This is a genomic window from Streptomyces flaveolus, assembly GCF_014648815.1.
Taxonomy (GTDB): Bacteria; Actinomycetota; Actinomycetes; order Streptomycetales; family Streptomycetaceae; genus Streptomyces; species Streptomyces flaveolus.
Window position 1 is genome coordinate 80,290 of the sequence record NZ_BMRV01000009.1, and the last position, 21,168, is coordinate 101,457.

Genomic DNA, 21,168 nt, shown 5'->3' on the forward strand with positions numbered 1-21,168 from the left:
CGCCGACGCGAGCCGCACCAATGTTTGATAAAAATCAGCTCATGCCTCTCATTCCCGAGGAGCCTCAGATTCACGAGAAGGCCCAGGGTCCCCGCGCCACTCCGGCCAGCGGCCGCACCGCGCCGACCCCCCGCCCCGTACCCGGCCCCCGTCCCGCGGCTCCGCCGCGCCCCGGTCGTCCCGGCCCTCTGCGGCCGACGCCTCCGGCGCAGCGCACTCCGCGCGACGCGGCTCCGGCCAAGCCCGGACCCTCGGGTCCGGCCGCTCCCGCCGCCACCCCGGCGGGCCCGCAGATCCAGCTGATCCCGGCTTCTCCCGAGGGCGCGCTCGACGCGGCCGAGGAAGCCGTGGACCTGCTGCTGGACTCGGGCCGCACCCCCGGTGACGTGCTGGTGGTCACCACCGGCGACCCGCACCCGTGGGCCGCCCACGAACTGTCCTTCGGCGATGCCGCCTACTGGGCGCAGCACGACGCGGGCGACGACGTCTTCTACGCGGACGCCGCCGTCGCCGACCGCGCCTCGGCGCGTCCCGTGGTCGTCGTCGCGCTCAACGGCGGCCCCGAGTCCGCAGCCGTCACCGCCCTGTCGGCGGCCCACTCGCGCGCGGGCGCCCTGCTGATCGTCTGCGGTGACCCGCAGCGGATCAACTCGGTGCTGGGCGCGAGCGCCTGAGCCGTTCGCGTCACGGGCGCCGGGCCTCGGCCATGGAGGCCGGGCACGACGCCGGTGACCGCCGCGTCGGCACATGCACGGTGGCGGTACCCGCACGGTGGTGGCATCGGCGTGTCCCGGCGGCTGACGTCGGCCGGGCGCACCGCTGCCCGCCCGCGGTGCGCGGGCCAAGTCCCGCCGCAGTGCGGCCGGTCGGTGCGCCGCGCAGGACGGTGTGGGCGGGCGGTGCCGGGCGTACGGACGGGCGTCGCGATGTACGGGTCGTGGCCGCCGTACGGCGATCCGGCCCTGTGGCGGTCTCAGGCGTAGTGGTCGTGTCAGGCAGGGAGCGGGCGGCGCCCAGTGTCCCGCACGGCTCCGGGGATGCACGGAACCGGCGCACCGGGCCGTCCCGTCGTTCAGCGGGCCGCCGCCCGGCGCAGTACGTCCGAGGCGACACCGCCGGTACGCGGCGGCGGAGGCGGTGACTCCGACGTGGCGAACGGCTCCGGCGCCGACTCCGCGTTGGGCCGGCGGCCGCCGCGGCCCTCGCCGAGGACCTGCCACCCGTCACGGGTCAGCGTGATGTACGCCCCGCAGCGCAGCCCGTGCAACGTGCAGGCGTCACGCAGCCCCCACATCCACGCGCCGTCCTCCTCCGTCCAGCGCGCGTCGCCCTCACGGCAGTAGAGCAGTACAGCGGTGCGCACCGGAGTGCGGCGCCGCAGATCGTGCGGAATGACCCGGCGGAGCTGGGCCAGCAGCGCGTTGCGGAACATCCATCCGTCCGCCTGGGCGCGGCGGCTGGTGAACGAGGCGCTCGCGCGCAGCCGTTCGTCCGGATCGAGCACGGCCACGATCGCGGTCGCCGGCTGGGGACGGTGCCGCGAGTGCAGTCCGCTGACGACCTCCCGCGGATTGCGCAGCAGCGGGATTCCGGCCGACGCCCACTCCGCGGGTTCGAGCAGGCGGGTGGCGGAGGCGGTGGACGGCGACAAAGATGCCGCCGAGGACGAGGCGAATCCGAAGGTCACGTTCCTCCCTTCGGCTACGCGCCCACACTGCGGGCGGGGTCGGATTCGGGGGAGCGCGCACCGCAGTGAAGCCCTGCCGGGACACGGACGAGCCGTGCGGGGAGCGGACTTCAATTCTTCCTGTCGAACTGGGATGCGGCAACGAGCAATTGAGGCCGTCGACCGTTATCGGATGATGCGCGTTCTATATCCCTACCCAGAGAGGTGTCGGGCGACGCATGGGGCGCGGCGCCCCGAGCGACGCCGAATGACCCGGCCCGGCCGTGCCCGCGGCGGCGGGCGGTCAGCCCTGCACGGCCAGGACCAGTGGCAACACCCCCTGGGCGCCCGCGCGACGGAGCAGCCGGGCGGCGACCGCGAGGGTCCAGCCGGTCTCCGTGTAGTCGTCCACGAGGAGAACCGGACCCTCCTGCCCGCTGAGCGAGGCGGCCAGGGCGGGGGGCACCGCGAGCATGCCGTCGAGCGCCTTGAGCCGCTGTGCGCTGTTGCTGCGGGACACCGCCGGCGCTTCTCCCGTGTACTCGACCGAGCCGAGCAGCGGCAGCCGGCCCACCTCCGCGATGCGCGCACCGAGCGAATGGATCAGCTGCGGGCGCGAGCGCGAGGCGACCGTCACCACGCCGACCGGGCGCGGCGGGGCGTCGGCGGCGCCGGACGCCCAGCCACCCGGCCCCTTCGCCCAGTCGGCCAGCACCGTCACGACGGCCTTCGCGACATCGTCCGGCACCGGGCCGTCGGGAGCGTGCGCCGCCAGCAGCGGGCGCAGCCTGTTGCCCCAGCCGATGTCGGACAAGCGCCCCAAGGCCCGCCCCGGCGCCGCCTGTTCCCCGGCGGGGATACGGCCCTTCAGCTCTACGCCGATCGCCGGGAGGCCGGTCGGCCACATGCGGCGCGGCTCCACCTCGACGCCGGCCCGGCCCAGGTCGACCCGCGCGGCGTCCAGGGCGGCGGTGGAGGTGTCCGCCGTGAAGCGCGGGCCGGCGCAGTTGTCGCAGTGGCCGCAGGGCTTGGCGCCCTCGTCGTCCAACTGGCGCTGCAGGAACTCCATCCGGCACTCCGTCGTCGACGCGTAGTCGCGCATCGCCTGCTGCTCGGCCCGGCGCTGCCGCGCGACCCAGTCGTACCGTTCGGCGTCGTACGTCCACGGCCGGCCGGTCGCGATCCAGCCGCCCTTGACCCGCTTCACGGCGCCGTCCACGTCGAGGACCTTGAGCATGGTCTCCAGACGAGAGCGGCGCAGTTCCACCAGCGGCTCCAGAGCGGGCAGCGACAGGGGGCGCTCCGCGCGGGCGAGGACGTCGAGGGTGCGGCGCACCAGGTCCTCGGCCGGGAAGGCCAGCGAGGCGAAGTACTGCCAGATCGCCTCGTCCTCCTTGCCCGGCAGGAGCAGCACCTCGGCGTGATCGACACCGCGTCCGGCGCGGCCGACCTGCTGGTAGTAGGCGATGGGGGAGGACGGCGAGCCGAGGTGCACCACGAAACCCAGGTCCGGCTTGTCGAACCCCATGCCGAGCGCCGAGGTGGCGACCAGGGCCTTGACCCGGTTGGCGAGCAGGTCGTCCTCGGCCTGCTGCCGGTCGGCGTTCTCGGTCTTGCCCGTGTAGGAGGCGACGGTGTGGCCGCGCTGCCGGAGGAAGGCGGTGACCTCTTCGGCGGCGGCCACCGTGAGTGTGTAGATGATCCCGGAGCCCGGCAGCTCGTGGAGGTGGTCGGCGAGCCAGGCCATCCGGTGCGCGGCGTCGGACAGCTGGAGCACGTTCAGGCTGAGGCTCTCCCGGTCCAGCGGTCCGCGCAGCACCAGGGCGTCCGACGTGCCCCCGGTGCCCAGCTGCTCCGCGACGTCGGCGGTCACGCGCGCGTTGGCGGTGGCCGTCGTCGCCAGGACCGGCACGCCGGGCGCGAGATCGGTGAGCATCGTGCGCAGCCGCCGGTAGTCCGGGCGGAAGTCGTGGCCCCAGTCGGAGATGCAGTGCGCTTCGTCCACCACGAGCAGCCCGGTGGCGGCGGCGAGCTTGGGCAGCACCTGGTCACGGAAGTCCGGATTGTTGAGCCGCTCGGGGCTCACCAGCAGGACGTCCACCTCGCCCGCGGCGATCTCGTCCTGGACAGCGCCCCACTCCTCGGTGTTGGAGGAGTTGATGGTCCGGGCACGGATCCCGGCCCGGGCCGCGGCCTCGACCTGGTTGCGCATCAGCGCGAGCAGCGGGGAGACGATCACGGTGGGGCCGCTGCCCCGGTCCCGCAGCAGCGCCGTGGCCACGAAGTAGACCGCGGACTTGCCCCATCCGGTGCGCTGGACGACCAGGGCCCGGCGCCGGTCCGCGACCAGCGCCTCGATCGCCCGCCACTGGTCTTCCCGCAGTCGGGCGGCGCCGGAGGGATCCCCGACGAGACGGGCGAGGACCGCGTCGGCCGCTGTCCGGAGGTCCGCGTTGTTCGTGTGCTCCATGCGTTCCATACAACAGGACGGGACTGACAGCCGGCGCGACGGGCGCGAGGCACGGGGAGGCGGCAGCCTGAACCGGGAGGGCCGGCCGCCTGGAGTGATGTGTCCCTGATTGAAGTTATCCACAGGGCAAAGCGGAACATCATGATCCGCGAGATCGTCGGGCCATGACGAACCACAGCGAAACGACTGGATCCGCGGAGAACGGCGACATCACCGGACCCGCCCTGGACCGGGCGGCACAGTCCTGCGACAGCCCCGGTGACGAGCCCCAGGTCACCCTGCGCACCCCGGCGGAACTGGCGGACGCCCTGCCCTACCTGCTGGGATACCGCCCCGAGGACAGCATCGTCCTGGTCGCCCTGCGCGACAGGGACGGGCGGGGCCGGTTCGGCGGCCGGGCCCGCCTCGGCATCCCCGCGAACGAGGAGGACTGGCCGGGCGCGGCCGGGCAGCTGGTCCACGGCCTGGTGACCGGCAGCGAGCGCCGCGGGGCCCGGCCCGAGCAGATGGTCGCCTACCTCTGCCAGGAGCCCTCCCGGGGCGAATCCGGCCGGCAGGTGATGGAGCGCCTGCGGCCACTGGCCCAGAAGCTGCGCGTCGAGTGCGGCGCCCTCGACGTACCGGTGGTCGAGGCGCTGTGCATCTCGGACGGGCGCTTCTGGTCGTACTGCTGCGACGACCAGACCTGCTGCCCCTCCGAGGGCGTCCCCATGGGACTGCCGGGCACGTCCGTGCTGGCCGCGGCGGCCACCTACGCCGGCATCCAGGTGCGTGGCTCGCTGCGCGAGCTGCGGGCCAGGCTGCTCCCGTGGGAGCACTCCGCGGCGCTCGAGCAGGAGGCGGCCCTGGACTCCGCCGGCATGACGATCGTCTCCCGGCTTCTCGACGACGCCAGGCGCGCGGACGTGGCCGAGGAGACCCTCGCCCTGGCCGAACGCGTCATGGGCCGCCTGGCCGATGCCCCTCCGGTGTCCGGCATGCCCGCGGAGGACCAGCGGGACGACCGGCTGCTCGGACACGACGAGGCCGCGGCCCTGATCCTCGGCCTCCAGGACCGTACGACCCGCGACCGGGCGGCGGCGTGGATGGAGGGTGACGAGGCGGGCCCCGCGCTGCGCCTGTGGCGAGCACTGGCCCGCCGCTGCGTCGGGCCGTACGGCGAGCACGCCGCCGCGCCCCTCACCCTCGCCGGATGGGTCGCCTGGTCCGTCGGCGACGAACTGGAAGCTCGAGAAGCCCTGGCCATGGCACTGGGCGCGGACTCGGACTACCTCTTCGCGAGGCTCCTGCACCAGGCCTGCAACGAGGGCCTCGACCCCGAGTCGGTCCGCCGCTGCCTGCGCGCCGAGCGCGCCGGGAGCAGGCGAGCCGAGTCGGACGACAGCGCGCCGGACGAGGCAGAGGGTGCCGACGGACCGGTACGCCGCGCGACGGCCGAAGACCCGACGGCGTCGGCGACGCATCCCGCCCATCGGCGCCGGACACGTTCGGGCACCGTGGTCGACGGGACCGCCCGTCGCCGCGTGAGGGCGCGGAGCGGCGAGCCGGGGGCGAAGGTGGTGCGTCCCCGGAATCCGGCGGGCGGCGCACGCCCCGGCGGGACCCGGCCGAGCCGTACGCGCCCTCGGGTCTCGGGTCAGGGGGCCACGGGTCCGGGGGAGCCTGGAACGGGAGGGGAGTAGGCGGCGAGACCGAACGGGCGGGCGGCACCGTCGGGTCGCCGATGGCCGGCGACCGACGGCTTGACCTGGCACGACGTGGCCCGCATGGTGCCGGGCCCCGGACGGTGGCCGCGGACGCCGCACCGCAGTGGATCAGCCACCGAAGCGGCCGATGGAGGGAGTGTTTATCGTCAGGCAGACGACTATGATCGCCGCATGCCCTACGACCCGTCAGCCTTTCCGCCCTTTGCCGTCACCGTGGACCTGGTCGTGCTGACCGTGCGACGCCACTCCCTGTGCGCGCTGGCGGTGCGCCGGGGCGAGCCGCCGTTCCAGGGGCGCTGGGCCCTGCCCGGTGGTTTCGTACGGGCCGACGAGGACCTGGCGCAGGCGGCGGCGCGGGAGCTGGTCGAGGAGACGGGGCTGCGCGTCCACGACCCCGCCGTGCCCGCCCAGGACAACGGCGCCCACCTGGAGCAGCTCGCGACCTACGGTGACCCGAAGCGCGACCCCCGGATGCGGGTGGTCAGCGTCGCGCATCTCGCGCTCGCCCCCGATCTGCCCGCGCCCCGGGCGGGCGGCGACGCCAGCAACGCGCGCTGGGCCCCGGTCGAGGAACTGCTCGAGCAGGGAGGGTTCGGCCATGAAGGCGAGCCGGTGGCGCCGCTCGCCTTCGACCACGCCCAGATCCTGGCGGACGGGGTGGAACGGGCCCGCTCCAAGATCGAGTACTCGTCGCTGGCCACCGCGTTCTGCCCGCCCGAGTTCACCGTCGGCGAGTTGCGCCGCGTCTACGAGGCGGTGTGGAGCGTGGCCCTCGACCCGCGCAACTTCCACCGCAAGGTGACGGGCACCCCGGGCTTCCTCGTGCCCACCGGCGGTACGACCACCCGCCAGGGCGGCCGTCCGGCCCAGCTCTTCCGAGCCGGCGGTGCGACGCTCCTCAACCCCCCGATGCTGCGCCCCGAGGTGTGACGCCGGGGCTCGGACGGGCCCCGGCGCGAACGGCGAGCGACAGTCGGCATGACCGAGCCGTTTACACCCGAAAAGCCGCATGATGCCCGAAAAGAAGAGTATTGCGCGCTATCTTGCTGCGAGTGATCCAGGCCTTCGGATTGACCAGCAACCCCCGCAAGGAGCATCCACCCGCCGTCGACGACGTCTCCTTCGAGGCACGCGCGGGCCGCGTCACCGCACTGCTCGGAGCCCCGGGCGCGGGCAAGACGACGGCGCTCAGACTCATGCTCGAACTCCAACGCGGCCGTGGCATCACGCACTTCAGAGGCCGGCCCCTGCACCGCATCGCCCACCCCTCGCGCGAAGTCGGCGTGCTGCTGGGTGATGTGCCCGGGCACCCGGACCGCACCGTCCGCGGCCATCTGCGGATGCTGTGCGCGGCAGTCGGTGTCCCCGCCCGGCGTGGCGACGAAGTCCTGGAGTCGGTGGGCCTCGTGAGCCTGCGCGACGAGCGCCTCGGCACCCTGGCGCGCGGTATGGACCGGCGCCTCGGCCTGGCCTGCGCGCTGCTGGCCGATCCGCACACCCTGGTGCTCGACGATCCGGCCGGCGCGCTCTCCGTTCGCGAGGCCCGATGGCTGCACGGCGCCCTGCGCGCTCACGCGGCGCAGGGCGGCACCGTCCTGTTCAGCACGGCCGACCCCAAGGAAGCGGCGCGCGTCGCCGACCACGTCGTCACGCTGGAGCAGGGCCGAGTCGTCGCCGACCAGGAGGCCGCGGACTTCTCCCGGACCCGCCTGCGCCCCCGCGTCGCGGTGCGCAGCCCCCACGCGGCCCGTCTCGCCGCCCTCCTGGTCAAGGAGGCGCGCACGAGCCGCCGTTCCGTCGAGGTCGTGCAGGAGAGCGGCAATCGCCTCGCCGTGTACGGCAGTACGTGTGCCGACATCGGCGAGACCGCCTTCCGGCACGGCATCCTCGTACACCAACTCGCCGACGAGATCGGGGACATGGGGCCGGGAGCGGGTACGGCGGCCGCGGGGCGGCTACGTCCCGTCCGCCGGCATCGGGCCACCGAGGGCAATCCGTCCTCGGCCCCCCGCCAGCCGGCCGACGCGGGCCCTTCCACCACCGGCTCGGGCCCTTCGGTCACCGGCACCGATCCGTCGGTCACCGGCGCGGCCTCCGCCACAGGTCCGTCAGCCACCGGCGCTGTGCCCTCGGCCCCGGACGCCGGTCCCTCGCCCGCCGACCTGCGACATGTGCCGACCGAGGTGCCGGGGACGGTCGGCCCCTGCCGGATTCCCAGCCCGGCCGGCGCTCAGCGGACTGCGGGACCCAGACCCGCCCCCGTCACTGCCGACGAGCCCGGGCAGCCGGCCTCGGACGAAGCCCCGTCCCCGGGCGTTCGAGCCGCCCAGGCAGCCCCCGAAGCGCCTGTGTCGGGCAGCGCACCCCGCACCGAAGGTGAGGCGGAACCGGACGCCGAGGAGGCCACCCCGGCGGCGGACGACTCCCACCCCGCGTCCGCAGGCACCGCTTCCGCCCCCCGAGCGACACCGCGCGCCGGGCTCAACCCCGCCGCAGCGGCTTCCGGCCGAGCCCTGTCCCCCCTCCCGCCCCCCATCTCCATCCGCTCCGCCCCGAGCCCCCTCCGCCCGCTCAGGTACGAACTGCGCCGCGCGACCGGCATCGGCACCGGGTTCATCGCCGGGGCGAGCGTCCTGCTCGTGTCCGCCGTCACCGCCGTGATCCTGGCCCGTATCGGACACACCCCGCAGCCGCGCCTGCTGGCCGCCTGGCCGCGCGAGCTGCCGCTGCCGCCCGCCGCGCTCGGAGCGGGACTGCTCGGCGCGCTGGCCTTCGGCGACGAGTTCCGCCACCCCGCCCTGGCGGCGGACCGCGGCACCGTGCCCCGCCGGCTGGGGCTGCTGACCGCCAAACTCGTCGTCTCCGCGGTCACCGCGATCCTGCTGGCCGCTCTCACGGTGGGCTGCGACGCCGAGGTGCTCCACCTGTTCTTCGGGCAGGAGCTGTCGCGGGTTCCCGCCGACTGGCCCGCACTGAGCGCAGGTTGGCTCGGGCTCTGCGTCGGATGCGCCTGGGCCGGTGTGCTGGCCGCGGGGATCTTCCGCTCCACGACGGCCGGGCTCGCCGCGGTGGTCGCCGTTCCCGTCGTCGTCGTACCTCTCGTACAAAGGGTCTGGCAGGGCCCGTCCGTGCGGACTGCAGTCGGCCTTCCGATGAGGCTGCGGGAGGTGCTCCTGACGCAGTGGCCCTTCGGCGGACAGCGTTACCTGGGCGAGGTCCTGCGGGTGCTCGCCCAACCCGTGGGCAGTGCAATGACGTTGTCGCTGACCGCTCTGCTCTGCGCATATCTGCTCATGACCCTGCGCGGCAGGACCCGATGACAGCCGCCCGTACCCTTCCGGTTCGACCGTGTGCGCAACTCCCCGGGGAAAGCCCATTTCTTTCCGATAAGGCGTCAATTGCGACGAGGTGAGCGATCACCCTTTCGTGTGCTTTTCACCAAAGACCTCAAGGGAGTTGGGGACCAGGCCGACAAAGGATGCGTGACTACCCTTGCGCACACCATGATGACCGCCGCCCGCTCCGCCGACTCCGGCCTCGCGAACCCGGGCGAACTCGACCGCTACCCGTACGCCGAGGCGCCCGCCGCCGACCGCGTCGGGGTGCCCGCCTGGGAGGGCGTGGAGCCCGAGCTGGGGCGGGTGGGCCGGCGTACCGGGGGCAGCCGGGGGCGCGGGCTGCACGGGCAACTCGTCCAGCAGCTCGGCCAGATGATCGTTTCGGGCGATCTGGGGGCCGACCGTCCCCTGGTGCCCGAGGAGATCGGCCAGCGTTTCGAGGTTTCCCGTACCGTCGTCCGTGAATCGCTCCGTGTCCTGGAGGCCAAGGGCCTGGTCAGTGCCCGCCCGAACGTCGGTACGCGGGTGCGTCCCGTCAGTGACTGGAATCTCCTCGACCCCGACATCATCGAATGGCGTGCCTTCGGGCCGCAGCGCGACGATCAGCGCCGCGAGCTCAGTGAGCTGCGCTGGACCATCGAGCCGCTCGCCGCGCGCCTCGCCGCCGGGCACGGGCGCGAGGACGTCCAGCAGCGGCTGTGCGACATGGTCGGGATCATGGGGCACGCCATGGGGCAGGGCGACGCGCTCACCTCCTCCCGTGCCGACGCCGAGTTCCACACGCTGCTCATCCAGGTCGCCGGCAATCGCATGCTGGGGCACCTCTCGGGGATCGTGTCCGCGGCCCTCCACGTCTCCGGCGGACCGGTCACGGGCTGTGACCGTCCGAACGACGCCTCGCTGGCGCAGCACGGCCGGATCGTCGACGCCCTGGCGGCCGGTGACGGCGGGGCGGCCGAGACGGCCATGCGTCAGCTTCTGACCGTCCACCCCGAGGTGGACCGCGTGGTGCCCGCCCCGCGCGAGCACTGACCGCGCTCCGCCGACACGGCGCGCGCCGGCCGCACCAGCCCCCTCCTCTGGCAGTGGCCGGTCGGTTCGCCGTCACCGCGGACCTCGCGGGATCTTCGGGATCCCGCGGGGTCCGCCCGTGTCCTGGCGGTCCCCGTCGGTGTCCTGGCGGTGCACCGACGGCGTCCTCCCGGCGCCCCGCGGTGCTCCGACGGTGTGATGAACCGCCTGAGGCGCCAGGCATGGTCGAACCGGAACGATTGACGTCCCTCTTTGTTCGCGTGTGACCGGTTTTAAGTGCTTACGGGGTGTGACTCGGGCCACGCGGATTGGGCGTAACGCTCGCGGGAACAACGCGATGACCTAAGAGGTGACAGCCGCGGAGGGAATACGGACGCCGTTCACGGCGCTGTGCATCTCCCCGGCCCCCGCCCGCGCCGTCGGCCCACCCCCAAGCCGGCGGTCGGCTCCTGTCCGTCCTGGACGGGGCCGGAAGCCGTTTTCCAACGTTCCGAGAGGTTGTTCGTGTCGGCCAGCACATCCCGTACGCTCCCGCCGGAGATCGCCGAATCCGTCTCTGTCATGGCGCTCATCGAGCGGGGAAAGGCTGAGGGGCAGATCGCCGGCGATGACGTGCGTCGGGCCTTCGAAGCTGACCAGATTCCGGCCACTCAGTGGAAGAACGTACTGCGCAGCCTCAACCAGATCCTCGAGGAAGAGGGTGTGACGCTGATGGTCAGTGCCGCAGAGCCCAAGCGCACCCGAAAGAGCGTCGCAGCGAAGAGTCCCGCCAAGCGCACCGCCACCAAGACGGTCGCGGCGAAGACGGTGACCAGCAGGAAGGCCACCGCCCCCGCCACCCCGGCGGCGCCCGCCACCGACCCCGCATCCGAGGAAGAGGCGTCGGCCAAGAAGGCGGCGGCCAAGAAGACCACCGCCAAGAAGGCGGCGACGAAGAAGACGACCGCCAAGAAGACGGCGGCCAAGAAGACCACCGCCAAGAAGGACGACGGCGAGCTTCTCGAGGACGAGGCGATCGAGGAGCCGAAGGCCGCGACCGAGGAGCCCGAGGGCACCGAGAACGCGGGCTTCGTGCTGTCCGACGAGGACGAGGACGACGCTCCCGCCCAGCAGGTCGCCGCGGCCGGCGCCACCGCCGACCCGGTCAAGGACTACCTCAAGCAGATCGGCAAGGTCCCCCTGCTCAACGCCGAGCAGGAGGTCGAGCTCGCCAAGCGCATCGAGGCGGGCCTCTTCGCCGAGGACAAGCTGGCGAACTCGGACAAGCTCGCGCCCAAGCTCAAGCGTGAGCTGGAGATCATCGCCGAGGACGGCCGCCGCGCCAAGAACCACCTGCTGGAGGCCAACCTCCGTCTGGTGGTCTCCCTGGCCAAGCGCTACACCGGCCGCGGCATGCTCTTCCTGGACCTGATCCAGGAGGGCAACCTCGGTCTGATCCGCGCGGTCGAGAAGTTCGACTACACCAAGGGCTACAAGTTCTCCACGTACGCCACCTGGTGGATCCGTCAGGCGATCACCCGCGCCATGGCCGACCAGGCCCGCACCATCCGTATCCCGGTGCACATGGTCGAGGTCATCAACAAGCTCGCGCGCGTGCAGCGCCAGATGCTCCAGGACCTGGGCCGCGAGCCCACCCCGGAGGAGCTGGCCAAGGAACTCGACATGACCCCGGAGAAGGTCATCGAGGTCCAGAAGTACGGCCGCGAGCCCATCTCCCTGCACACCCCGCTGGGCGAGGACGGCGACAGCGAGTTCGGTGACCTCATCGAGGACTCCGAGGCCGTCGTCCCGGCCGACGCCGTCAGCTTCACGCTCCTCCAGGAGCAGCTGCACTCCGTCCTGGACACCCTGTCCGAGCGCGAGGCGGGTGTCGTCTCCATGCGGTTCGGTCTCACCGACGGTCAGCCGAAGACCCTCGACGAGATCGGCAAGGTGTACGGCGTCACGCGCGAGCGCATCCGTCAGATCGAGTCCAAGACGATGTCGAAGCTGCGTCACCCGTCGCGCTCCCAGGTGCTGCGCGACTACCTCGACTAGTAGCGGCCGTACGTCCCGCGAAGGCGGGCGTAGGACCGGCAAGGCCCGGTTCCCCTGGTGGGGGACCGGGCCTTCGTGCTGACCAGCGGGTGCGAGGTGCGACGGGGTGGATCACTCTGGGTGTTCCCTGTCCACCCCTCCGTGAGGAGTCTGCATGCGTCGCCTCTTTGCCCGGGCACTGGCCCGGCCGCTCGTCCTGGCGGCCGCGGCGACCGCGATACCGCTGGCGTCCGCCGCCCCCGCCTCGGCTTCTACCGACAGCATCGTCGTCGGCGGGTTTCCGGTCGACGTGTCCGACAGTCCGTGGACCGTGGCCCTGTCCAGTCGTGACCGGTTCGGAGGTACGCGTGCGGGACAGTTCTGCGGCGGAGTCGCCGTCGGCCGGAGCACCGTGCTCACGGCGGCCCACTGCCTCGGTGAGGAGGTCCTGGGGTCCCCGCCCGAACAGGTACGTGACCTGAAGGTCATCGCGGGTCGCACGGACCTGCTCTCGGACGAGGGAGAGGAGATCCCCGTGCGTGACGTCTGGGTCAACCCGGCGCACGACGACGTCAGCAACGCCGGCGACTTCGCCGTCCTCACCCTCTCCGAGGCCCTTCCCGCCGGCTCGGTCATAGGAATGGCGGCCGAGGGAGACCCCGCCTACGGACCCGGGACCCAAGCGCTGGTCTACGGGTGGGGGGACACCACGGGCGCGGGAGCCTACGCCAACGGTCTGCGGGCCTCACGCGTGCGCGTCCTGTCCGACGCCCTGTGTGAACGGGCCTATCCCGGGGGTGGTGACGGAAGGTACCTGCGGAGCACCATGCTGTGCGCGGGGGTGGAAGCCGGCGGGCGCGACGCCTGCCAGGGGGACAGCGGAGGACCGCTCGTCGCCCAGGGGAGACTCATCGGGCTCGTGTCCTGGGGGAACGGCTGCGGGCGCCCCGGCAATCCCGGGGTGTACACGCGCATCTCCGCCGCCCTGCGGGCACTGGGCTGGGACCGGGCCCCGCACCAGCGACAGGGCGCCTGACGCGCTCTGAGGGCTCACCGGACACGAGTACGGGCGGCCGCCTCCGTGTCGGAGGCGACCGCCCGTTCACTCGGCTTGTGCCGGTTCGCTCGTCGTTGGGCGCGCAGCGTCAGCGGTCTTCCTCGGGGGAAGACTCGGGAACGGCCGTCAGCCGCTCCGTCTCGTCCTGTATCTCAGCGGCGATCTTCTTGAGTTCCGGCTCGAACTTGCGACCGTGGTGGGCGCAGAAGAGCAGTTCTCCGCCGCTCAGCAGGACGACGCGCAGGTATGCCTGGGCGCCGCAGCGGTCGCAGCGATCAGCGGCCGTCAGCGGGCTCGCGGAAGTCAGAACAGTAGTCACGTCGCCTCTTCTCTAGCTCGACGAGCTGTCGTACCAGGGTCAACATCCAACCAGCCCCAAAACGTTCCCGCTCGTGGCTTTTCCTCGAAAAAATTTCTTCCGAGTGGCCGGCTGTTGCCGGTTGGCGGCGAATGTGCCGTATTGCGTGTCTGTGTGTCGTACGGGTTCGCGCGGTCGGTCAGTGGGTCGGTCCCGCCGGCTGGGTTGCCGGTTTGTTCATGAGGACGTGCCCGGAGCCTAAATGGTTCATGCCTCGAAGGGAACGTGATGTGTACTTCACCCCATCGAGGGATCGAACAAGTATACGACCGTGGACTAGGGTGAGTTTTCCGCGAGGGTGGCGTTACACCGGCTCTACCAGGCCTCTGTACCCTCTGACCGGTGAACCGAGCCGCGCCCTTACCCAGCGAGGCCCCATCTGAAATTCAGCGAGGAGCGAACCGCGTGACCGCCGATACGTCCGTGCCGTCCACTGCGCTGCTGGCAGGAGCAGACCGGGACGGATCCAACTACACCGCGCGGCACCTGCTCGTCCTCGAGGGGCTCGAGGCCGTGCGCAAGCGTCCGGGCATGTACATCGGATCGACCGACAGCCGTGGCCTGATGCACTGCCTCTGGGAGATCATCGACAACTCCGTCGACGAGGCCCTCGGAGGTTACTGCGACCACATCGAGGTGATCCTCCACGACGACGCCTCGGTCGAGGTCCGGGACAACGGCCGGGGCATCCCGGTCGACGTCGAGCCCAAGACCGGCCTGTCCGGCGTCGAGGTCGTCATGACCAAGCTGCACGCCGGCGGCAAGTTCGGCGGCGGCTCGTACGCCGCCTCGGGCGGCCTGCACGGCGTCGGCGCGTCCGTGGTGAACGCCCTGTCCGCCCGCCTCGACATCGAGGTGGACCGCGGCGGGAACACCCACGCCATCAGCTTCCGGCGCGGCGTCCCGGGTGCCTTCGCGGGCGCGGGCCCGGACGCCAAGTTCGAGGCCAAGAGCGGACTGCGCAAGGCCAAGAAGATTCCCAAGAACCGCACCGGCACGCGCGTGCGGTACTGGGCCGACCGGCAGATCTTCCTCAAGGACGCCAAGCTCTCCCTGGAGACGCTGCACCAGCGCGCCCGCCAGACCGCGTTCCTGGTGCCCGGACTGACCATCGTCGTCCGTGACGAGTTCGGCCTCGGCGACGGCGGCAGCAAGGGCGAGGAGTCCTTCCGCTTCGACGGCGGCATCAGCGAGTTCTGCGAGTTCCTGGCCAGTGACCGGCCCGTCTGTGACGTCCTCCGCTTCAGCGGGCAGGGCAGCTTCAAGGAGACCGTCCCGGTCCTCGACGAGTACGGGCAGATGACGCCCACCGAGGTCACCCGCGAGCTGGGCGTCGACGTAGCGATGCGCTGGGGCACCGGGTACGACACCACGCTCAGGTCGTTCGTCAACATCATCGCCACGCCCAAGGGCGGCACCCACGTCGCCGGCTTCGAGCAGGCGGTCGCCAAGACGATGAACGAGGTGCTGCGCGCCAAGAAGATGTTGCGCGTCGCCGAGGACGACATCGTCAAGGACGACGCCCTGGAAGGCCTGACGGCGGTCGTCACGGTCCGTCTCGCCGAGCCGCAGTTCGAGGGCCAGACCAAGGAGGTCCTCGGCACCTCGGCGGCCCGGCGCATCGTGAACAACGTGATCAGCAAGGAACTCAAGGCGTTCCTGACCTCGACCAAGCGTGACGCCGCCCAGCAGGCCCGTGTGGTCATGGAGAAGGCCGTCGCCGCGGCCCGCACGCGCATCGCCGCCCGCCAGCACAAGGACGCCCAGCGCCGCAAGACGGCCCTGGAGTCCTCCTCGCTGCCCGCGAAGCTCGCCGACTGCCGCAGCGACGACGTCGACCGCAGCGAGCTGTTCATCGTCGAGGGCGACTCCGCGCTGGGTACGGCCAAGCTCGCCCGGAACTCCGAGTTCCAGGCGCTGCTGCCGATCCGCGGCAAGATCCTCAACGTCCAGAAGTCGTCCGTGACGGACATGCTGAAGAACGCCGAGTGCGGCGCGATCATCCAGGTCATAGGAGCCGGGTCGGGCCGTACCTTCGACATCGACACGGCCCGTTACGGCAAGATCATCATGATGACCGACGCCGATGTGGACGGCTCCCACATCCGGACGCTGCTCCTGACCCTGTTCCACCGCTACATGCGGCCCATGGTCGAGGCCGGCCGGGTCTTCGCCGCGGTGCCGCCCCTGCACCGCATCGAGCTCACCCAGCCGAAGAAGGGCCAGGACAAGTACGTCTACACGTACTCGGACCGCGAGCTGCGCGACAAGCTCATGGAGTTCCAGACCAAGGGCATCCGCTACAAGGACTCCATCCAGCGGTACAAGGGCCTCGGCGAGATGGACGCCGACCAGCTGGCCGAGACCACCATGGACCCGCGCCGCCGTACTCTGCGCCGGATCAACCTCACCGATCTGGAATCCGCCGAGCAGGTCTTCGATCTGCTGATGGGCAACGACGTCGCTCCCCGCAAGGAGTTCATCTCCAACTCGGCGGCGACCCTGGACCGGTCGCGCATCGACGCCTAGCGGTAACCCCACCCGCCCGGCCCCGGGCCCCGTCTCCTGGACGGGGCCCGGGGCCGGGCCGTGAGCTGTGCGGTGGGCGGGGCGCCGCCCGCAGAGGCGGTCTTGGAGTTCCTCTACCCGTGCGTGGAGGCCGGTGCCACATCAACAACCTGTTCGCCAAGACGGGAATCAAGGACCGCGCCCAGGCGGTGCGTTGCGCGTACGGGAAGGGGATCGTGCGGCCACCAGCGGGGTGAGTCACCTGATGGGGTGAAGTGCGTGGGGAAGAAGAGTCGGGGATCTTCCCGTTCTGTCCATCCTTGGGCATGCAGTCAAGCAACGATCGCCCCCGCGGTGCCGGGGTCGGTCCCGAGGTCGCGGTCGACCACCGCGAGGGCCGGGACCGGGCCTTTCCCGAGGCGTCCGCGAGCCCGAGGTACGACGACCCCTGGTACGACGCCCTCGCCTCGGGGTGGGGCGAGTCGGAGGGCGCGGGAGTTCCCGTGGCTGCGGTGCCCCCGATGCGCCCGGAAGCGGCGGGGCGGGCTCCCCGGGACGCGGCCGACGTGTACCTGGAGGTGCAGCGCAGCGCGGCCTTCCAGGAGGTCCGCAGCCGGTACCGGCGGTTCGTGGTGCCGGCGGTCGTCGCCTTCTTCGCGTGGTACGTCGCCTATGTGGTGACCGCCACGGCGGCGCCCGGGCTGATGGCCCGTCCCGTGGCCGGGGCCGTGAACGTGGCGATGCTGGCGGGGCTCGGGCAGTTCCTCACGACGTTCCTGCTCACCTGGGCGTACGCCCGGCACGCTCGGCTGCGCAGGGACCGCGCCGCGCTCGAACTGCGCTGGGACACCCAGGAACTGACCCGAGGCGTCCGAGGCGGTACCTCATGACGGGCGACCACCAGACGCTTGCCCTGCTGCTGTTCAGTACCTTCGTCGCCGTCACCCTGGGGATCACGACGTGGGTGAGCCGTCACCGGCAGGGATCGGCGGAGGAGTTCTACGCTGGGGGCCGTCTCTTCTCCCCGATGGAGAACGGTTTTGCCATCGCGGGCGACTACATGTCCGCCGCTTCGTTCCTCGGCATCTCCGGCCTCATCGCGCTGTACGGGTACGACGGCATGCTGTACTCCGTGGGCTTTCTGGTCGCCTGGCTCGTCGTGCTGTTCCTGGTCGCCGAACTCGTGCGCAACTGCGGCAGGTTCACCCTCGCGGACGTCGTGGCCGCGCGCATGAGGGAACGGCCGGTGCGGATCGCGGCGGGCACCTCCTCGGTCACCGTGTCCGTGCTGTACCTGGTGGCGCAGATGGTGGGCGCGGGCAGCCTGGTCGCGCTGCTGCTCGGGGGCACGGGCGACGCGGCGCGGACCTGGACCGTCATCGGCGTCGGCGCCCTGATGGTGATCTACGTGTCGTTGGGCGGGATGCGGGCCACCACCTGGATCCAGATCGTGAAGGCGGTGCTGCTGCTCGGCGGCACCGTGGCGCTGACCGCGCTCGTCCTGGTGCGCTTCCACGGCGACGTCGACCGGCTGCTGCGCGCGGCGGCCGAGCGCAGCGGCCACGGCGACGCGTTCCTGGCGCCCGGACTGGCGTACGGCGGTGACTGGACCTCCCGCCTCGACTTCATCAGCCTCGGACTCGCCCTGGTACTGGGCACGGCCGGGCTGCCGCACATCCTGTCCCGCTTCTACACCGTGCCCACCGCCCGCGCGGCGCGGCGGTCGGTGGTCTGGTCGATCGGCCTCATCGGCGGCTTCTACCTGATGACGATCGTGCTCGGCTTCGGTGCCGCTGCCGTCGTCGGGCCGGACGCCGTACGCGCGTCGAACGCGGCGGGGAACACCGCGGTGCCGCTGCTGGCGCTCGACCTCGGCGGCGGCGCGGACTCCACCGGTGGCACGGTCCTGTTCGCGATCGTGGCTGCCGTCGCCTTCGCCACCATCCTCGCGGTGGTCGCCGGCATCACCCTGGCCTCCTCGGCCTCCGTGGCCCACGACCTGTACGCGTCCCTGCGGCGCCGTGGTGCCGAGCCGCGCAGTGAGGTCGCCGTGGCGCGCGTCGCCGCCGTCGGCATCGGTGCGGTCGCGATCGCTCTCGGCCTGCTCGCCCGCGACCTCAACGTCGCCTTCCTGGTGGGGCTCGCCTTCGCCGTCGCCGCGTCAGCCAATCTGCCGGTGCTGCTCTACGCACTGTTCTGGCGCCGCTTCACCACACGCGGCGCCGTGTGGGCGGTCTACGGCGGGCTGATCCCAGCCGTGGTGCTGGTGCTGCTGTCGCCGGTGGTGTCGGGCAGCCCACAGTCGCTGTTCCCGGGCGCCGACTTCCAGTACTTCCCGCTGCAGAACCCCGGCCTCGTCTCGATCCCGCTGGGCTTCGTCGCGGGCTGGCTCGGCACGGTCACCTCGACGGAGATCCCCGACGAGGCCCGGCACGCCGAGACCGAAGTGCGGTCGCTGACCGGGGCGGGGGCCGTGTAGGCCGAAGACGGCCACGTCCGCCCACGGCCTGCCCGGCACCTCAGGCGCGGGTGGCCCACTCGTAACGGTGCTCCGGACGGCCCGCGTCGCCGTACTTGAGGGTCAGCCGGGCCCGTCCCGTGCGCTCCAGGAGCTTCAGATAGCGCTGGGCGGTCTGGCGGCTCACCCCGGTCCGCTCCGCGATCTCCTGGGCGGACAGCGGCCCGCCGGCGTTCATCAGGCACTGGCGCACCAGCTCTGCGGTGGTGGGGGAGTGGCCCTTGGGCAGCCCCGGCTCCGACGGCGCCGACAGGGCGCCGAAGATGCGGTCCACCTCCGCCTGCTCGGCCTCACCCCCGCCGTCGAGGGTGCGGCGCAGCTCCGCGTAGGCCTCCAGCTTTGCGCGCAGGCCCGCGAAGGCGAACGGCTTGACGAGGTACTGCAGGGCGCCCTGGCGCATCGCCGCCTGGACGGTCGATACGTCCCGCGCCGCCGTCACCATGATGACGTCGGTCTGGTGACCGCGTCGCCGCATCTCCTGGACGACCTCCAGGCCGGTCCGGTCGGGCAGGTAGTGGTCCAGCAGGATCAGGTCCAGGCGGGACAGGGACTCCACCCGGTGCAGCGCCTCCGCCGCGGTGTGCGCCTCGCCGGCCACGTGGAAGCCCGGCACCTTCTCGACGTAGGCGGCGTTGACCTGCGCGACCCGCGTGTCGTCGTCCACGACCAGGACCTCGATCATCGGGACTCCTCCTCGGCAGCGGTGTTCACGGGGGTGGTGTTCACGGCGGCGGTGCTGTCGGGACCGGTGCCGTCGGGGCCCGGACGCGCCGGGGCGGTGAGTGCGGGCTCCGGGTCCGCCTCGGTCAGTGCCTCGGGCAGGACGACGACGAACTCCGCGCCCCCACCGTGCGCCGCGCGGACGGTGGCACCGCCCCCCTGCCGCTCCGCGAGCCTGCGCACCAGGGACAGCCCGATGCCGCGCCGCCGGTGCGCCGGCGGTTCCTTGGTGGACCATCCCTCGGTGAACACCAGCTCCCGGTGTTCCTGCGGGACGCCCGGGCCCGTGTCGCGCACGGTGAGCGTGACGGCACGGCCCTCCGCGCACAGTTCGACCTCCACGCGCGCGTGCGGTGCGCCCGCCACGGCGTCCAGCGCGTTGTCGACCAGGTTGCCGACGACCGTGACGAGTCCCCTCGGGTCGACCAGGCGGTCCGGCAGCCGTGTCCGGTCCGACACCCACAGGGCGACCTGGCGTTCGGCCGCGACGGTCGCCTTGCCGACCAGCAGGGCGGCGAGCAGCGGGTCCCCGATCCGTTCGGTGATCTGCTCCGCGGTGGCCCGGTGGTCGCCGACCACCTCGCCGACGAAGTCCACGGCGTCGTCGTACATCTCCAGTTCGAGCAGTCCCAGCAGCGTGTGCATGCGGTTGGCGTGCTCGTGGTCCTGGGCGCGCAGGGCGTCGATCAGACCGCGCGTCGAGTCCAGCTCCCGGCCGAGCTGCTCCAGCTCCGTGCGGTCGCGCAGGGTGGCGACGGCGCCACCGTCGTCGGTGGGCATCCGGTTGGCGACCAGGACCCGCTGGCCTCGCACGGTCAGCAGGTCGGTGCCGGTCACCCGCCCGGCCAGGACATCGGCGGTCCGGCCGGCGCCGAGCGCCTCGTCGGGGGAGCGTCCGACGGCCTCCGAGCCGATGCCCAGCAGACGCTGTGCCTCGTCGTTGAGGAGCCGGACCCGGCCGCCCCGGTCCAGGGCGACGACGCCCTCCCTGATGCCGTGCAGCATGGCCTCGCGCTCGGCGAGCAGCCCCGCGATGTCCGAGAAGGCCAGGTCCCGGGTCTGCCGCTGGACCCGGCGCGCGATGAGCCAGGCGGCCAGCGCGCCGACGGCCAGGGCGCCTCCGGCGTAGGCGAGCAGCCCGGGAATGGCGTGGATCAGCCGGGCCCGGACGCTGTCGTACGCGATGCCCACCGAGACCGCCCCGACGATCTCGCCGTCGCTGTCGCGCAGGGGGACCTTGCCGCGCGCGGAACGGCCCAGGGTGCCGTCGTCGATCTCCATGACCTCACGGCCGGCCAGGGCCTGCCCGGGGTCGGTGGAGACGACCGAGCCGATCCGTGCCGGGTCGGTGTGCGACCAGCGCACTCCCTGCCGGTCCATCACGACGACGTACTCCGCCTTGGTCGCCTCGCGGATCCGCTCCGTCTCCCGCTGTACCGGGCCGCCCGGCGTCGGCGGGGTGCCGCGCAGGTCCCGGACGATCTGCGGCTGTTGCGCGGTGGTCTGCGCGATCGCGAGGGCCCGGCGCATCGCCTGGTCGTCCAGCTGGTCACCGAGCGGTGCCAGGAACAGCCCGGTCGCGAGCACCGCGACTCCCGCGGCGATCGCCAGCTGCATCAGCAGCACCTGGGAGAACACCCGCCGCGGCAGGCCGAGGCGCAGGCGGCGAACGGGGGGAGTGGAGCTCATACCCATGACGGTACGTGGGGGCCGGGGCATGCCGAAGCCGGGTGTGGTGCGGATCTCGCGCACGGGGCCTGGCGAGGCTTCCCGGGTGAG

Annotated in this window: 15 protein-coding genes and 1 pseudogene; 11 read left to right on the forward strand and 5 right to left on the reverse strand. The window is 72.2% G+C overall.

Annotation, left to right across the window (positions count from 1 at the left end; translation table 11 throughout):
• Positions 1–41 precede the first annotated feature (41 nt).
• Positions 42–674, forward strand: a complete 633-nt coding sequence (locus tag IEZ05_RS21475) for a hypothetical protein (RefSeq protein WP_189231817.1) — start codon at positions 42–44, stop codon at positions 672–674.
• A gap of 398 nt (positions 675–1,072) precedes the next feature.
• Here the strand turns inward: IEZ05_RS21475 and IEZ05_RS21480 are convergent, their stop codons facing one another.
• Complete coding sequence (locus tag IEZ05_RS21480; protein WP_189231818.1) at positions 1,073–1,687, reverse strand: hypothetical protein; 615 nt, start codon at positions 1,685–1,687, stop codon at positions 1,073–1,075.
• A 283-nt stretch (positions 1,688–1,970) separates the two neighbouring features.
• A complete protein-coding gene (locus IEZ05_RS21485) occupies positions 1,971–4,136 on the reverse strand; it encodes a RecQ family ATP-dependent DNA helicase (protein ID WP_189231819.1) in 2,166 nt (721 codons plus the stop codon).
• A 164-nt stretch (positions 4,137–4,300) separates the two neighbouring features.
• Here IEZ05_RS21485 and IEZ05_RS21490 point away from each other — a divergent pair, with 164 nt between their 5' ends.
• The 6 genes from IEZ05_RS21490 (at position 4,301) to IEZ05_RS21515 (ending at position 13,264) form a co-directional block, all read left to right on the forward strand.
• Positions 4,301–5,818 carry a DUF4192 domain-containing protein gene (locus tag IEZ05_RS21490; RefSeq protein ID WP_189231820.1) on the forward strand — a complete coding sequence of 506 codons (1,518 nt, stop codon included), beginning with the start codon at positions 4,301–4,303 and terminating at the stop codon, positions 5,816–5,818.
• 195 nt (positions 5,819–6,013) lie between these two features.
• Positions 6,014–6,772 carry an NUDIX hydrolase gene (locus IEZ05_RS21495; RefSeq protein ID WP_189231821.1) on the forward strand — a complete coding sequence of 253 codons (759 nt, stop codon included), beginning with the start codon at positions 6,014–6,016 and terminating at the stop codon, positions 6,770–6,772.
• A 122-nt stretch (positions 6,773–6,894) separates the two neighbouring features.
• Positions 6,895–9,162 carry an ATP-binding cassette domain-containing protein gene (locus IEZ05_RS21500; protein ID WP_189231822.1) on the forward strand — a complete coding sequence of 756 codons (2,268 nt, stop codon included), beginning with the start codon at positions 6,895–6,897 and terminating at the stop codon, positions 9,160–9,162.
• 162 nt (positions 9,163–9,324) lie between these two features.
• Entirely contained in the window at positions 9,325–10,212 is an 888-nt protein-coding gene (locus IEZ05_RS21505; RefSeq protein ID WP_189231823.1) for a FadR/GntR family transcriptional regulator, read from the forward strand.
• 504 nt (positions 10,213–10,716) lie between these two features.
• Positions 10,717–12,249, forward strand: coding sequence for an RNA polymerase sigma factor (locus tag IEZ05_RS21510; protein WP_189231824.1), 1,533 nt, complete (start codon positions 10,717–10,719; stop codon positions 12,247–12,249).
• Positions 12,250–12,403: 154 nt separating this feature from the next.
• On the forward strand, positions 12,404–13,264 hold the full coding sequence (locus IEZ05_RS21515) for a serine protease (RefSeq protein ID WP_189231825.1): 861 nt from the start codon (positions 12,404–12,406) through the stop codon (positions 13,262–13,264).
• Between the two features lie 109 nt (positions 13,265–13,373).
• Here IEZ05_RS21515 and IEZ05_RS21520 read toward each other — a convergent pair whose 3' ends face one another.
• Positions 13,374–13,604: a DUF7455 domain-containing protein gene (locus IEZ05_RS21520; RefSeq protein ID WP_189231826.1), complete on the reverse strand. Its 231-nt coding sequence runs from the start codon at positions 13,602–13,604 to the stop codon at positions 13,374–13,376.
• A gap of 444 nt (positions 13,605–14,048) precedes the next feature.
• Between IEZ05_RS21520 and IEZ05_RS21525 the strand changes: the two genes are divergently transcribed.
• The 4 genes and pseudogenes from IEZ05_RS21525 to IEZ05_RS21535 all read left to right on the forward strand — a co-directional run bounded on the left by IEZ05_RS21525 (position 14,049) and on the right by IEZ05_RS21535 (position 18,630).
• Positions 14,049–16,172: a DNA gyrase/topoisomerase IV subunit B gene (locus IEZ05_RS21525; protein ID WP_189231827.1), complete on the forward strand. Its 2,124-nt coding sequence runs from the start codon at positions 14,049–14,051 to the stop codon at positions 16,170–16,172.
• 131 nt (positions 16,173–16,303) lie between these two features.
• Positions 16,304–16,408: pseudogene (locus IEZ05_RS36415) on the forward strand (DNA-binding response regulator); the annotation flags it as partial.
• A gap of 69 nt (positions 16,409–16,477) precedes the next feature.
• On the forward strand, positions 16,478–17,041 hold the full coding sequence (locus tag IEZ05_RS21530) for a DUF485 domain-containing protein (protein ID WP_189231828.1): 564 nt from the start codon (positions 16,478–16,480) through the stop codon (positions 17,039–17,041).
• Complete coding sequence (locus tag IEZ05_RS21535) at positions 17,038–18,630, forward strand: solute symporter family protein (RefSeq protein ID WP_189231829.1); 1,593 nt, start codon at positions 17,038–17,040, stop codon at positions 18,628–18,630. Before IEZ05_RS21530 ends, IEZ05_RS21535 begins: the two co-directional genes overlap by 4 nt.
• A gap of 40 nt (positions 18,631–18,670) precedes the next feature.
• Here the strand turns inward: IEZ05_RS21535 and IEZ05_RS21540 are convergent, their stop codons facing one another.
• Positions 18,671–19,351, reverse strand: a complete 681-nt coding sequence (locus IEZ05_RS21540; RefSeq protein ID WP_189231830.1) for a response regulator — start codon at positions 19,349–19,351, stop codon at positions 18,671–18,673.
• Positions 19,348–21,078, reverse strand: coding sequence for a sensor histidine kinase (locus IEZ05_RS21545; protein WP_229869794.1), 1,731 nt, complete (start codon positions 21,076–21,078; stop codon positions 19,348–19,350). The genes IEZ05_RS21540 and IEZ05_RS21545 overlap by 4 nt, the downstream gene beginning before the upstream one ends.
• Between the last annotated feature and the right edge of the window lie 90 nt (positions 21,079–21,168).

Bases quoted from the DNA above. Each gene is read 5' to 3' on its own strand.
- IEZ05_RS21535 (WP_189231829.1), top strand. From the start codon at position 17,038: ATGACGGGCGACCACCAGACGCTTGCCCTGCTGCTGTTCAGTACCTTC.
- IEZ05_RS21540 (WP_189231830.1), bottom strand. From the start codon at position 19,351: ATGATCGAGGTCCTGGTCGTGGACGACGACACGCGGGTCGCGCAGGTC.
- IEZ05_RS21490 (WP_189231820.1), top strand. From the start codon at position 4,301: ATGACGAACCACAGCGAAACGACTGGATCCGCGGAGAACGGCGACATC.
- IEZ05_RS21485 (WP_189231819.1), bottom strand. From the start codon at position 4,136: ATGGAGCACACGAACAACGCGGACCTCCGGACAGCGGCCGACGCGGTC.
- IEZ05_RS21475 (WP_189231817.1), top strand. From the start codon at position 42: ATGCCTCTCATTCCCGAGGAGCCTCAGATTCACGAGAAGGCCCAGGGT.
- IEZ05_RS21530 (WP_189231828.1), top strand. From the start codon at position 16,478: ATGCAGTCAAGCAACGATCGCCCCCGCGGTGCCGGGGTCGGTCCCGAG.
- IEZ05_RS21495 (WP_189231821.1), top strand. From the start codon at position 6,014: ATGCCCTACGACCCGTCAGCCTTTCCGCCCTTTGCCGTCACCGTGGAC.
- IEZ05_RS21545 (WP_229869794.1), bottom strand. From the start codon at position 21,078: ATGAGCTCCACTCCCCCCGTTCGCCGCCTGCGCCTCGGCCTGCCGCGG.
- IEZ05_RS21515 (WP_189231825.1), top strand. From the start codon at position 12,404: ATGCGTCGCCTCTTTGCCCGGGCACTGGCCCGGCCGCTCGTCCTGGCG.